Source organism: Schinkia azotoformans, from assembly GCF_035811335.1.
In the GTDB taxonomy this organism is placed as follows: Bacteria; Bacillota; Bacilli; order Bacillales; family Bacillaceae_J; genus Schinkia; species Schinkia azotoformans.
The window spans coordinates 1-14,573 of record NZ_JARSMD010000037.1 but is presented as its reverse complement, the minus strand read 5'-3'; the positions used below and the strand labels follow the sequence as shown (position 1 = coordinate 14,573).

General features: G+C 36.6%; 13 protein-coding genes. 10 read left to right on the top strand and 3 right to left on the bottom strand.

Going from position 1 to position 14,573, the window contains the following annotated elements; translation table 11 throughout:
* The first annotated feature begins 141 nt into the window (after nt 1–141).
* From P9E47_RS19805 to P9E47_RS19770, 8 genes are all read left to right on the top strand, one after another.
* A complete protein-coding gene (locus tag P9E47_RS19805) occupies nt 142–1,362 on the top strand; it encodes an efflux RND transporter periplasmic adaptor subunit (RefSeq protein WP_326164470.1) in 1,221 nt (406 codons plus the stop codon).
* A complete protein-coding gene (locus tag P9E47_RS19800; protein WP_326164469.1) occupies nt 1,359–4,637 on the top strand; it encodes an efflux RND transporter permease subunit in 3,279 nt (1,092 codons plus the stop codon). The genes P9E47_RS19805 and P9E47_RS19800 overlap by 4 nt, the downstream gene beginning before the upstream one ends.
* A gap of 117 nt (nt 4,638–4,754) precedes the next feature.
* Entirely contained in the window at nt 4,755–5,186 is a 432-nt protein-coding gene (fabZ, locus tag P9E47_RS19795; RefSeq protein WP_326164467.1) for a 3-hydroxyacyl-ACP dehydratase FabZ, read from the top strand.
* Between the two features lie 634 nt (nt 5,187–5,820).
* Nucleotides 5,821–8,091 (top strand): copper amine oxidase N-terminal domain-containing protein, encoded by a 2,271-nt coding sequence (locus tag P9E47_RS19790; protein WP_326164466.1) that lies wholly within the window; start codon nt 5,821–5,823, stop codon nt 8,089–8,091.
* Between the two features lie 77 nt (nt 8,092–8,168).
* Nucleotides 8,169–9,698, top strand: coding sequence for a stalk domain-containing protein (locus P9E47_RS19785; RefSeq protein ID WP_003333321.1), 1,530 nt, complete (start codon nt 8,169–8,171; stop codon nt 9,696–9,698).
* A gap of 16 nt (nt 9,699–9,714) precedes the next feature.
* Nucleotides 9,715–10,443 (top strand): copper amine oxidase N-terminal domain-containing protein, encoded by a 729-nt coding sequence (locus P9E47_RS19780; RefSeq protein WP_003333320.1) that lies wholly within the window; start codon nt 9,715–9,717, stop codon nt 10,441–10,443.
* 122 nt (nt 10,444–10,565) lie between these two features.
* Entirely contained in the window at nt 10,566–11,918 is a 1,353-nt protein-coding gene (locus tag P9E47_RS19775; RefSeq protein WP_003333318.1) for a hypothetical protein, read from the top strand.
* 116 nt (nt 11,919–12,034) lie between these two features.
* A complete protein-coding gene (locus P9E47_RS19770; RefSeq protein WP_157382189.1) occupies nt 12,035–12,187 on the top strand; it encodes a hypothetical protein in 153 nt (50 codons plus the stop codon).
* 406 nt (nt 12,188–12,593) lie between these two features.
* On the opposite strand, the gene P9E47_RS19765 is transcribed toward P9E47_RS19770, so the two are convergent.
* From P9E47_RS19765 to P9E47_RS19755, 3 genes are all read right to left on the bottom strand, one after another.
* Nucleotides 12,594–12,854 carry a hypothetical protein gene (locus P9E47_RS19765; protein ID WP_003333317.1) on the bottom strand — a complete coding sequence of 87 codons (261 nt, stop codon included), beginning with the start codon at nt 12,852–12,854 and terminating at the stop codon, nt 12,594–12,596.
* Nucleotides 12,847–13,140: an AbrB/MazE/SpoVT family DNA-binding domain-containing protein gene (locus P9E47_RS19760; RefSeq protein ID WP_326164465.1), complete on the bottom strand. Its 294-nt coding sequence runs from the start codon at nt 13,138–13,140 to the stop codon at nt 12,847–12,849. The genes P9E47_RS19765 and P9E47_RS19760 overlap by 8 nt, the downstream gene beginning before the upstream one ends.
* 132 nt (nt 13,141–13,272) lie before the next feature.
* A complete protein-coding gene (locus P9E47_RS19755) occupies nt 13,273–13,452 on the bottom strand; it encodes a hypothetical protein (RefSeq protein ID WP_039957822.1) in 180 nt (59 codons plus the stop codon).
* Nucleotides 13,453–14,015: 563 nt separating this feature from the next.
* Between P9E47_RS19755 and P9E47_RS19750 the strand changes: the two genes are divergently transcribed.
* Nucleotides 14,016–14,291 carry a site-specific integrase gene (locus tag P9E47_RS19750; protein ID WP_326164464.1) on the top strand — a complete coding sequence of 92 codons (276 nt, stop codon included), beginning with the start codon at nt 14,016–14,018 and terminating at the stop codon, nt 14,289–14,291.
* 184 nt (nt 14,292–14,475) lie between these two features.
* The coding region (locus P9E47_RS19745; protein WP_326164472.1) for a transposase at nt 14,476–14,573 on the top strand (98 nt) is incomplete at its 3' end.

Genomic DNA, 14,573 nt, shown 5'->3' with positions numbered 1-14,573 from the left:
AAAGCTAGTGTTCCCGACCCTCTGGCACACCACCGGCCCCATGTCCTGAAATATGTGAAATTTTAAGTTGACGTATAATTATTTAGGGTATAATATACCCATATAGGTATTATGGTATATTTTTCTAGGGAGGGGACTTTAATGAAGGGTTGGATAAAAATTATTGTTTTTCTCATCATCCCTGTAACGGCATTTTTATTAATTTTATCTGGCATTTTTAATGAAAAAGTAGAGCCAGGGACAAAGCTGGTGGAAGCTGAGCAGGTGGATGGGATTGAAATCGGGAAAGTAAATAGTGAGACGTATAATACCGGCAATAAAGTATTTGGATCTATAGTCTCGGATGAGAATGCAAAGATTGCATCAGAAATTATGGCGAATGTTAGTAATGTTCTTGTGAAAAGTGGTGACTTTGTAAAACAAGGGCAGACATTGGTGTTGCTGGATAATGAAAAAGTGAACGCATCGTTAAATCAAGTTTCAGCCAATATAGATACTGTAAAAGCAAAGGTTAAAAGTATTGATGAAACAATTAAACAAGTCGAAGCGGCTGTGACAAAGGCACAGGCAGATTTAACTTTAAAAGAAAAAATGTATAGCCGTATGACAAGTTTGTATGAGGCAGGAGCTGTTAGTCTGCAAGAAAAAGACGAAGCTGAAACAGCGTATCTTGCAGCAAAAGCACAGTTGGCAGAAGCGGAAGCTAAGCTAGCAACAACAAAAGCCAATCGCACAGAAGTGTTGGCGAACTTAGGTGTTGCGGAAGCTGCCTACAATTCAGCCAGCATTAGTGTTCAAGATGCAACGATAACGGCACCATTTGACGGAGTCGTGGTTGAAACGGTTGTGGACACAGGTGACATGGTGAATCCAGGTATGCCATTACTCACAGTAGAAAAAGCACCTTATTACTTGGAAGTTTTCGTTGATGAGCGTAAGCAAAGCGAGATTAAGATTGGAGATCAAATTTCAGTGACAATTGACGCTTTGCAAAATACCGTGCAGGGCAGGGTAACGGAAATCACCCCAAAGATCGATCCAGCAAGCCGCACCTTTAGGGTGAAAATTGAAGTTCCGCAAACAGCGGGTAAGTTAAAGAGCGGCATGTTTGGCTATGCTATTTTTCCTGAAGGGGATCAAAATGGAATATTTATTCCTAAAACAGCTATCTATTATTGGTCGCAATTAACTGCCGTCTTTGTTGTCGACGATCAAGGCATTGCTCATCTTCGTTATGTGCAGCTTGGTAAAGAACAGGATCAAACAGTTGAAGTACTAAGCGGATTAAATCCGGGCGAACGCATCGTTCTGTCCAACATTGAAAAGGTCAAGGATGGCGTACGGGTGGTGGCTGCCGAATGAAAAACGACTACGAAAAAAGCGAAAAGATAGGATTATCCGGTAAAATTGCGAGAGCATTCATTGATTCAAAGCTGACACCATTGCTTGTCATTGCTGTGCTCTTACTCGGGGTTTTCGCGGTGTTAAATACGCCGCGGGAAGAAGAACCGCAAATATCTGTACCGATGGTCGATATCTATATCGCCTATCCAGGACATACGGCCGAAGATATTGAAAATCGAATTACAAAAGTAATGGAAAAGAAGCTATGGGAAATTGATGGCATCGAATATATTTATTCTACATCAACACCGGGCATGGCCAACTTCATTACACGATTTGAAGTAGGCGCGGATTTAGATCAAAGCTTAGTCCGTCTCTATAATAAGCTCATGTCCAATATCGATGAGCTTCCTGAAGGCGCAATGGAGCCGCTTGTCAAGCCGATTACGATCGATGATGTTCCCATTGTATCTTACACACTGTGGAGTGATCAGCATACACATTATGATATAAAAAGAATCGCCGATGTCGTCGCAGATGAAATCAACAAAATCGAAAATGTCTCGAAAACGGAAGTCATTGGTGGGCTTAACCGAGAAATCCTCATTCGAATTGATCCAAATCGCTTGGCAAGCTACGGCATTTCCCCGATTGCCATTGAACAAACAGTAAGGCAGGCCAATATTTCATTGCCATCTGGAGAATTTGATCAAGGAAACAAAGAATATAAAGTAAAAACAGGTCAGTATATTCAAAATAAAACCGAAATTGAAAACTTAGTAATCGGCATTTATGAAAACCGTCCCGTGTATGTGAAGGATGTGGCAACTGTAAAAGATGGACCGGGAGAAGTTACGAATTATGTCCTTCTTGGTGCAGGTCCAATGGCAGAAGAAAAGCATATTGAGAAAGAGCAAGGTGAAATTTATCCTGCTGTTACGATATCTGTTTCGAAAAAACCAAACACAAATGCAGTTTGGATTGCTGATAATGTAGAGAAGAAAATCGAAGACCTGAAAGGAAAAGTGATCCCACAAGAGATTCAAGTGACATCAACACGGAATTATGGTGAAACAGCGGAAGAAAAGGCAAACGAATTAATCAAGCACCTCCTCATTGCGACACTGTCTGTTACGCTTTTAATTGGTGTAGTTCTAGGGGTGCGTGAAGCCATTGTTGTTGGAATTGCCGTGCCGGTTACATTGGCACTAGCTTTATTCCTCAGTAAAATGTATGGCTACACCTTAAACCGCGTAACTTTATTCGCACTGATTTTTGCGATCGGGATTCTCGTCGATGATGCGATCGTTGTTGTTGAAAACATCCATCGCTGGTTCCAAAAAGGAACGCATAAGCCATTGAAGGCAGCAATACTAGCCGTCGATGAAGTAGGAAACCCAACAATCTTGGCCACTTTCACTGTTATCGCAACACTAATGCCGATGGCTTTCGTTGGTGGATTAATGGGACCATACATGGCACCGATTCCGATTAATGCATCAGTGGCGATGTTCTTCTCATTGCTTGTTGCCTTTATTGTCACACCGTGGTTTGCTTATCGTTTCTTAAAAAAGACACCAGGTCAAAGAGAGCAGGCATTTGAACGTCATAACTTAAAAGGATATTCCAAATGGTATGCGAATACAATTCAGCAAATGCTTCTAAATAAAGGTAAAAGATTCGTATTTTTACTTGGTGTTATTGGGTTACTGTTAGGCTCATTTACGTTTTTCTATACAAAGGCAGTACCTATGAAAATGATGCCGTTTGATAACAAAAGTGAAATTCAAGTTGTCATTGATATGCCGGAAGGTTCGACATTGGAAGGGACAGCAGCAGCAACAAAAGCAATGGGCCAATATATATCTACTATAAATGAAGTAACAGATTATGAAATGTATATTGGTGCAGCATCACCGTTCAATTTTAATGGGCTTGTTCGTCACTATTATTTACGTTCAGACAAACACGAGGCTGATATCCAAATCAATCTTGTAGAAAAAACAAACCGGAAAGATCAAAGTCATGATATTGCCAAACGAATCCGTCCTGATATTCAAAAGATTGCAGGTGAGTATGGCGCTAATGCCAAAGTTGTAGAAGTACCACCAGGACCACCGGTATTATCAACACTTGTGTTAGAGATTTATGGCAATGACCGGGAAGAGCAATTTGAAGTAGCTCGCAAGGCTGAGAAAATTTTTAAAGAAACAGAAGGCGTTGTCGACGTCGATACGTACATGGAAGATATTCAAACGCAATATAGTTTCTCGATTAAAGAAAAAGCAAGGCTTAATGGTATTTCAGACGAGCAAATCGTCAAAACGATTCAAATGATGGTGGATGGAGCATCTGTTGGATTAATTCACCCTGAACATGAATTAAATCCAGTCCAGATTAAAATTCAGCCAGAAAAAGGTGACCGAGCCAATCTGGAGGATATAAAGAGCATTCAAATTCCAACAGCAGAAGGTAAACTGATTCCATTGGCAGAGCTTGTTGACATTCAAGAAGGACAGGTTGAACAACCTCTTTACCGGAAAAACCTACAAAGTGTCACCTATGTTGTCGGTGATGTTGCCGGTTATGAGGAAAGCCCAGCCTATTCGATGGCAAAAATGTGGGATAAAATCGGAGCGATTGAAACAGCTTCCGGTACAAAAATTGAACAATACCTAACTCATCAGCCATGGTTAGAAGATGATAGTAAGATGAAGTGGGATGGCGAATGGCAAATCACGTACGAAGTATTCCGCGATTTAGGGCTTGCCTTTGCTGTAGCGTTGATTGTCATGTACCTGCTTGTAACGGGGTGGTTCCAGTCCTTTATTACGCCGCTTATTATCATGTCACCAATTCCGTTGACATTGATTGGCGTCATCCCAGGTCACTGGTTGTTTGGCGCCTTCTTCACGGCGACGTCCATGATTGGGGTAATCGCCTTAGCAGGGATTATCGTTAGAAACTCGATTCTATTAGTAGAGTTTACAATCATGCGCCGTAAGGAAGGGGCAACATTATCGGATGCAGTCATTGAAGCGGGAATCGTCCGAGCTAAGCCGATTATTTTAACAGCAGCAGCCGTAGTAATCGGAGCCATTGTGATTTTATTCGACCCGATCTTCTCCGGACTTGCCATTTCGTTAATGTTTGGAACGATTGCCTCAACTGTGTTAACGCTATTCGTAATACCAGTATTATATTGTATGGTAGAAACAAAGCGGGCACAGATTAAACATCGAAAAGATAAAGACTGCACAATAGAGTGTGCAGATGATGTTAGAGGGATGTAGGTGGGCAAAAAAATGTTGTTCATGGAGAGCCTGCGCTCTCCATGTCAATAGCTTTTGATACTAAATCTAGTATGCTATAATTGGTCAAAAGTACATTGGAAAAGGAGACCACTACATATGTTAAATATTAATGAAATAAAAAAAATCATCCCACACCGTTATCCCTTCCTATTAGTAGACCGTATACTTGAAGTCGAAGACGGCAAGCGAGCGGTTGGCTACAAAAACATCACAGCTAACGAAGAATTCTTCAATGGCCATTTTCCTGATTACCCAGTCATGCCTGGCGTTCTCATTGTTGAAGCGCTAGCTCAAGTTGGTGCTGTTGCCATGCTCAAGCTTCCTGATAATCAAGGACGCCTTGCCTTCTTTGCAGGAATCGATAACTGTCGTTTCAAAAGACAAGTAGTGCCAGGGGATCAACTTCGCTTAGAAGTAGAAATGACAAGGGTAAAAGGAAAGATTGGAAAAGGAAAAGGAATTGCAACGGTAGATGGTGAATTAGTTTGTGAGACGGAAATTATGTTTGCGTTAGGGGATAAACAGTAATTAATAAGTTTGAGGTGGAAGTCAGATCGATAAATGTATCTGACTTTTTGCCGTTGTAACACTTCTGTAACGAAAGTAAGCAAACCTTAACTGTACCTTTGGCATATTTTCACATATAATCAAGTATAGATAGATATTGTGAGAGGAAACACAAAGTAAATGCTTTTACAATGATCTATAGATCAATAGCTTTGAATTAAGCCAAAGCGAATTGTGTATGTATGATTTCAATCTAACAGAATAACAAGTTATCAATGAAATTCTATTAATATTACATTTGTGTAACATGGTAGAAAATTGTTGCATCTTGTAGCTAAAACATCCTATAATAGGAATGTGCTAACATTAAAGGGTAAATTCCTTAAAGAGGCACAGTGGTTAAAATGAAGTTGACAAATTGTCTAACTTATTTCTTGTAATATTTTTGTATTAGTAGAAAAGGTTGACAATTGTGAATTTCAGTACTATACTACACAATGGAACTTTATTTCTAGGTATTTACTAACCCAAGGGAACAATTCTATTAATCTTGTTACATAAGAAGTTATGAAGCTGTTCTTTTGGTTTAGTGAAAATATAAAATTTCAACCAATCATAGGGAGGATAAGAAATTATGAATAAAACTTTAAAAGTTATGACTTCTGCAGCTTTATTAGCTGGCGTTGTAGCTCCTGTAGCTGTAACAACTGTTGATGCTGCAAATACTAAGAATATTGTTGATAAGGTATTATATGTTGCTGATGATTACGATGCTACAGACCTAAATAATCCAAACAACTTAATCATTAGAGCAGATGATATGGATATCGCGACTACTGGTGATACGTTTAGATTATCATTGCCAAGTGGCGTGAATTGGTCAGATGGTTATTTTACAGAAGATAAACTTATCGATAACGATCAATTAACAGTTGTTTCAAGAACTGACCGTGATTTAGAACTTAGAATAGAGAAAAAAATTGCAAAAGGCGCTGGCGAATATAAAATCCCATTATATTTTGAAGTTGATGGAGCAGAAGGTGATGTTAAAGTAACTGTTGATCCAAGAGATTCAGTTCTTTCAGGTGGTCAATATACGATCGCTGTTATTGGTGGAGGTAAAACAACAGCATCAATTGCTTCTGTAAAAACAATTAAAGACGGCGGACAAATTGATGATATGCGCATAGATGAAACATCTCTTGGCGCACTTTACAATGGTGGCTCAAAGCAAAAAATCACATTAACTTTACCATCTAATTTTAAATGGGATAAAAATATCAGCAGCTCTAATATTAGCCTTGGTGGTGGATTTACTGAAGCTGGCGTAATTGATGTTAAAAATGATTTAACTGTAACTCCGAAGGATAATAAATTAACGATTGAATTCAAATTCAGTAAACAAGCATCAAAAATTGGTACATTCTATATTAAAGGTTTGAAAATCGACGCTGACAAACGCGCTGAATTTGGCGATATCGAAGTTGATCTTGATGGTGATAAAGTATCAAGTGCTACTATTGTCGTTGCAAAATATGGCGATTTCGGTACAGATGCATCTTTAAAAGGTGATGTGCCAACACTATTAGCTGGTCGCTTAACAGATGACAAGAAAGATGTAGAAACTGTAGAAGTTCTTGTTAAAGAAACGGTTGCAGGCTCTTGGTTACCAGGTAGAAGCGTAGACGTAGAATTCCCAACTTGGGTAAAAGTTCTAGGTGTAGATGTTTCAGATGCTAAAAACATTAAAGATAAAAATGGAAATAACGCTAAGGTAGAAGACCTATTTAACAGTGATATCGAAGGAAAAAGCAATGAAATCAGCTTTGATTTACCATCTGATCTAAAAGATACTGATTCAAAAAGAGAATTTAAAGTTAAATTCTATGTATCTACAAAAGCTGATGTTGAAGGCGATGTAACAGTTAAAATCAGTGGTCGTGCAGGTATTGAAGTTCCTGAAACAGTAATTGCTAAAGTTGTTGCTCCAGTTAAAGTTGAAACAGAAAAAGTAGATGTAAGAACAGGTATTAAAGAGCAACCTCTTAAGGATATCGTAATTACTGAAGCTGTTAAAGGTGCTTTACTTGATGATAAAACAGTACAACTTAAACTTTCTAACGGTGAATTTACAGATAAAAAACCAAAAATCACTGTAAGTGAAGGAAACGTTAAGATCAAAGAGGATTCTATTAATGTTGATGGTGGAGTATTAACATTTGACATTGATGGTGAAAGCACAAGAGCTAGTAAAATTGTAGTTTCAGGACTAGCACTTGACCTTAACCGTTCAGTTCCTGAAGGTGAAGTAACAGTTGAAGTAGGTGGAGATGCTATCGTTCAAAACTCTACTTTCGGTGATGATTGGGCACTTTATAAAGCATTTGGTAAGAATGATGCTAAATTCGGTGATACAACATTCAAATATGATGCTAAAGACCCAGAATATGATCTTTCTGGTAAAGTAGACGCTGGTGAATTCGATCGTGACTACGTTGTGAAGAAAGCTGTTGCAACAGTTGTAACTCCAGCTGATGGTAATGCAACAGTTGTACCTGCAACATTCACAATTGGATCTACTACTTATAAAGTAGGCGAAGTTGAAAAAACAATGGACGTTGCTCCATTCGTAGAAGCTGGTCGTACATTTATGCCAGTTCGATATGTAGCTGAAGCTATCGGTATCAGCCAAGATAACATTCTTTGGGATCAAGCAACTCAAACAGCTACATTTATTAAAGCAGGAAATGTTGCACAATTAAAAGTTGGTTCTAAGACATTAACAGTTAACGGTGCAAACATCGCAATGGATTCTGCTGCAAAAGTTAAAGATGGACGTACAGTAATTCCTGTTCGTTTCGTAGCACAAGCTTTAGGTGCATCTGTTAACTATGACGAAACAAATCAAACAGTTACAGTTAAGTAATTAACCCTAAATAAGAGGGCCTCCATTAGGGGGTCCTTTTTTACTAGAATCTATATCCAATATATGGAGATGAAAAGATGAATAAAATATCAAAATGGGCTATAATCCCTTTGCTAGCAGGAACTCTAACTTTCCCGCAGCTCACACATGCAGAACAATCGTCAATCTCTGTTTATGTCGACGGCAATAAAGTTGTATTTGATCAAAATCCTGTTATTCATGGGGATATTACCTTAGTTCCTTTGCGCGGCGTTTTTGAAAAGTTAGGTGCAAAAGTCGATTGGGAACAGGCAACTCAAGCCGTAAAAGTTGCGAAAGAGGATAAAACGATCACGCTTAAAAAAGGCTCTAAAGATGCTTTTATAAACAATATCCTCCAAAAGCTAGATACAGAACCACAATTACTAAATAATCGAATAATGGTACCCCTACGCTTCATTAGTGAAACCCTTGACGCAAAAGTAGACTGGAATGGAACAACAAGAACAATTACGATTACACAGCCGACAAGTACACAACAAACGAGCACAAATAGTAATTCTAATAGTTCAATCCCTAAAAATGAAAATTCGACTACATTAACATATAATGATGCATTACAAAAGGCACTTGCCTATAGCTACGCGCTAAAAAATGCCGAAAAAGAAATTGATAAGGCGGATGAATCACGTGATGACTACGGTGAATTCTTCAGATACAGTGAACCATTCGGTACGGGTAATTCATTAGAGGATGCTCAAATAAGACAAATTTATTTAGGGATGTTATCAGCAGATGACAAAGTGAGAAAAGCAAAACGTGATCTCGAAACAACAAAAGAAGAAATCACATATCAAGTTAAACAGGCCTATAATGATGTCATTCAAAAAGAGGCAAGTAAGTTGTATAACGAAAAAGCTCTAGCAGTAGAAGAGTTGAACTTCAAGCTTGCAAAAGTTCAGTTAACACAAGGAGTTATTAGCCAAGTTCAATATGATCAATTAGCAAATAAGCTAGATGGAACGAAAAAGACATTAGAGGCATCAGAAAAGGCTTTATCACAAGCGAAAATTAAATTAAATCAATTAATGGGTGTATCAAGTAACAACACATATGCATTAGTAGATATCCCTGCATTTGAAACGATGGAAAATGCGGATGTTGATTATCAAATTACGAAAACATTAGAAAAGCACCCAACGATATTTGAACTAGAACAAGCAAAAAATCTTACCCAAAAATCACTTGATTTATATACGTATAACTCAGGTAGTATCGGTGAGAATTATGAAACAAAAAGAATTACCGTGTCTACTCTTGGAAATCAAATCGCTCAAACAAAAGATAGTATAGCTCAAGGCATCCGTACAACCTATTTAAATATTAAGAGCTTAGAAGACCAATATGCGATCTTACAAACCAATCTATCTAATGCAGAAAAAAGTTTACAAGTAACAAAAGTTCAATATGAAGTTGGTCAAACAACTGAATTAGATTTAAGACAAAAGGAGCTTCAATTAGCTGATCTTCAGTCGAAAATCACGGATACTATTGTGAAGTTAGATAGCCTTCATGCAGTATATGAAAAGCCATGGGTAGCAATGGGGGCATCCTCAACAGCTCAATAAGGAGGGAAACAGTACCATGAAAAACTACAAACAATTTATTGCCGGTGTTATTGTCGGTGGTGTCCTTTTGTCAGGAGGCAATGTATTAGCGAATAATGCTTCGCTGCCTAGTATAACAAATTGGGTTAAATACAAAATTAATGGCGAAGCAAAAGCGTTGCCTAGCGGCTATACGACATTAAATTATGAAGGACATACGTATGTACCAACACGTTTTATCGCCGAACAACTAGGTGCAGATGTTGAATGGGATGATCAAACAAAGACGGTTACAATTGATAAACCGGTTGATAACATTAATAAAGAAGTCGATGACCAAGAAAATACTTGCGATAAATCTGAAGACCCATCTAAACAAGATTCAACTAAATATGAAGCACTTCCAGTCTCTAAAACAATTAATGGTGTACGAGTAGAAGTATATTCAGTTGAGGATGATCCCAACTATACGAAGTTGTATGTTATCGTAAAAAATACAAATGAAAATCTTGTGCAATTAGACCAAGGTACAGCAAGTTTCCAATCGGAATTAGACACATACGCTAATAAGGATATCCGTGGCGGTGTTTTATATTGGAAAGATACCACTTGGTTTAAAGATATTGGTGAAGACCAAGATGCTAAGGGTTATATCATGTTACCACCAATACCAAAAGATGAAAGACAAGGTAAATTTACTGTTGAAGTTTTTGAAAATGGCTCAACTCAAAAAGTGATGAACTATGAGTTTGACATAAAGTGGTAAAGTGAGTTTTACTTGAGGAAACTTCTATAATTATTATAGAAGTTTCCTTTTTTTATACTAACTTTATATGTTACATCCTATTTATCTAGCAATTACATAAAGCAAGAAATGGTGGTATTTTAATGAAATTGGATATTGAAAAATGGATTAATAGATTAGACCCATTGGATAATGAAGCAAAAGAGTTATTTTCGGAATCTGTAATCTGCTACAAAATAGGAGCATACAGATCCGCATTTATCATGTCGTATCTTGCATTTAAAATTACACTAAAAAACAGAATTATAAATTGTTCCTATCGTCCAGAGGGTTTTAATGAGGGACGATGGCAATCAGTTATAATTAAGGAGTTAAATAATGAAGATAATTGGGAGAAACACCTTAATGATATAATAGTAGCTGATCCTAAAAAAGAGGGAAGTATAGCTATCATATTTTTTGAACAAAGAGAAATAGCAAAAAACGAATATGAATACTGGAAGAATGTAAGGAATCAGTGTGCACATGCAAAATCAGGGATAATAAATAGTTCAACTGTGGAGTGTTTTTGGAACTATCTTCAAGATAATTTAAGTAAATTTTATGTTCTTGGTGGAAAACAATATTTATTAGAAGAACTGTTAGAATATTATAGGTATCGAGTAGTTGAAAATAAAAATAAGTTAACTTTGTTAATACATGATATAGAGGTAGTATATGGCGAAAATGCATGTGAATTTTTTAAAGAGTTTAATGTAAGGTTTGAAAATCGCTACAGAATAATGGTAAACGATGAGAACCGTGATTTTTGGAAGGAGATTATTTATTCATCTCATGACAATATTCAAGAAGGATTTATCAAAAGTATAATGGAGAAAGAGTACTATTTTATACAATTCTATCGGATTTTCCCTGACATCTTAGAAAAAGCTATTTCATTCGATAATAAATTTATTTTAGATAAAGTGTCTAAATGGCTTGAATTATGGGAACCCGATTATAGAGGGGGAAATAACACCTTTTGGGATATTTTATATAAATTATTAAAGAAGAAGCCTGATGAAGTAAATATTGATATGATTTCAAGGAAAGTTGACTTAGATATAATTTCTAATGTGGACTTTGATATAGAGCAGCTGAAGTTATTAGAAGGATATAAAGTATTTGATAAATTTATTTTAAATGCAGGATCGTACTTCTTTGATGTAACTTTTGATGGAATAAGAATAAATAATGGATATAAAGAAAGAAAGCCTATTGAATGGTTTAAGTATTCTACATGGAATAAAGAATTAATAGCGAAATTAAGTGAGTCTTTTGAACGATTGGACGTAAGTATTTCAAATCTGAAAAAGTCAAACTTCGGAAGCTGGGAATATGAAAGAAGAAAAATATATATTGACTTAATAAAATTGTATTGGTGCAACATCGAAAAGGTAATCGAAGATGAAAATTTAACTATCTATAATAAAATTTATGAGTATATCAAGGAGTAGCTTATTTTATGAAATAAGGAACACACGAACCGTCCCGGTATTCCTAAATTGTAGACACTCTGTTATAACATTAGCAAAGAGTCACTACTACCCGACTGTAAGGGGGGATCGTATAAATGGATGAGGTATTGGGAATTTTGAAAGCAATACAGGATGAACAAAGAGAGTTCCGAATGGAAATGAATAGACGTTTAGAAGTGATAGAGAAATATGCGATTCATAATGGTGAAAAATTGGACAACAATCGTGAACATGTAGGCGGAAAATAAGTTTTATCGAACATAAGAATTTAGAACTGGAGCAACGTATATACGAGTTGGAAAGCCGCTTTAGGCAGTAATTGTGTAGGGACACAAGCGGACAAACTCCTTGTTCCATTGAAGGGCACACAGAAAAAAGTAACATGACTCCTCCGCAACCAAGTGATGGGATAGGTTACTTTTTTCATTAATAATTATAGAGAGTCAGCCGTTCTTCATACAGCACGTATGTTGCAGGTGACCGTGCATCTTATATAGCACAGCTAACAGTTTATGTTGGTTGCGCTTTTTTTTGCATTCTATTATGATAGATTCGTACATAAAATTTGCTAGAGTGGAACATGCGAACCGTCCCCACGTTCCATAGAAATAAAGAACCAAATGGAATAACAAAAAAGAACAGGCTGCATTATAGCTATAGCCTGTCCAACATATCATGATGTACTGCCCTAAATAGCACATATAAATCCTCATTAAATTCAAATATTATTCTAATGTCCATATTTACATACACTTCATGATAAGGTGTTCCTTTTACTGCATGGCAATTTAAAGAAGGGTGTGTTATATCCTGTTCCATTAATTTAATTGTTTTGGCCACCTGTTTTTGCTCTTTCTTGGATAACTGGAACAAATCTTTAAAGAATTGTTGGGTAACAATAGATTGTTTACTCACTTTTAGCCTCAATTCCCTTTTCAATGAAGTCAGCTAATTCACTTAATGAGTCAAACTTTTGATAGTTACCCTCCTCTAAATCCTTTTCAGCCTGTTTCATTTTCTTTTGAAATGAATCTGTCCAGAAATATTCTTGGCTCTTATCATGCCAATTAACAGGTCTTAGAAACAGCCCACCATCTTTTACTTCAATTGAAACATAATCCCCTTCTTTGATCCCTAGTTCTGCACCAATAGTGGCCAATGAAATTAAGTTTCTTTTTTGTACTTGTGTTATTTTCTCCAAAGATTCTCCCTTCTTTCCCCTTTAATGTATCACTGTTGTTACTGAATCTGCTGTAATCACTGTAATTACATTATACCATCAAAGGGTTAGTTCAAGCAAACAAAAAAGCTGGACAAAGACCAGCTTACCTGCTTAATATATACCAGTTTTCCCATTGTAGAAACCCATTGAGAGTAATATTAGATGTTTGCCAATTAGTTCCTGCACAACAATATTGAATTTCATTGGCTTGCTATCATATTTATATAATTTAAGTCCAACTTCAACAATAGATCCTGCAAGTATGGATTTTAATACTTCTAATTTGTTCATGTTACTGACCCCACTTAATTATTATAAGGAATTGCTTCATGGAAATATTCTTCATCATCTTGAATGATGGTATATTCTTTTTCTGTCACTTTTGGAATATAGGCCCGGTTCGCATGTTCCAAACTCATTGTAATGGATTCAAACTCGGACCTTAAGAAAAAAGAAAGCAAAGATTGGGCATATGTGGATATTGCCTTAATAAATAAGGAAATTTTAAAAAAGCGCTAACTAGTAGCTATGTCTAGTTGCACTTTCGTAATTTTCATTGGAATTCACACTCTTTGAAAAGCCGAATGGAACATGAGAAGAACGAAATCGCTAACGCGATGGCTCTTTAAAAGCCCCCTCCGCAATAAATAAGCAAAAAAAACAGAAAAAGTATGTCTTTTGTGGTATTGTTTAATCGCCAAACCAAACAAACCTAGAAAGGACATACTTTTTCCTATGAAGATTTTAACACATTCTACAAATAAAATATATACCAATATTCCCCTTCAGTTTTCGAGAGACCCGCCTGCCTCCTGATTATTCATTCTAAACTCAATGATCGGGAGGGAAACATCATGAACCAATATGAACAAAAAACGGATCTTTACTTTGAACTAAAGGGTTCCCCGGAATCCACGAAAGAATCTTACAGCCGTCGAATGCAGGCTTTTACAAAATATCTTCAGGAAAACAATAAATCGATTGAAAATATGACCCATGAGGATGTCCAACAATATATTCTTTACCTTAAAAAAGAAAAAGGGTTATCCGCTGGGACCATCAATAATTATATTTCAGCCATTCGATTCTTCTACACCTATGTTTTAGTATATAGCCGAGAACCCTCGTGACTTCAGTCATGAGATGAATCGGCTTCGGACAAGGGTTAGCTTTTGCTAACTCAATTGTCCGACATTCTCATTCCTAGCTTAATCACATATGATATTTTTAAAGGTATAAAAATCATTGTTAATTCACTGCACATCTTGATACATATGATAGAGTTCGTAGTATAATAGACCTGAGGTGGTAACTGTGTCAAAAGTTATTCACGGTAGAGGATATGTTTACTCGCTTCAATACCATCTAGTGTGGTGTGTAAAGTATAGAAGAAAAGTGCTTGTAAATGAGAT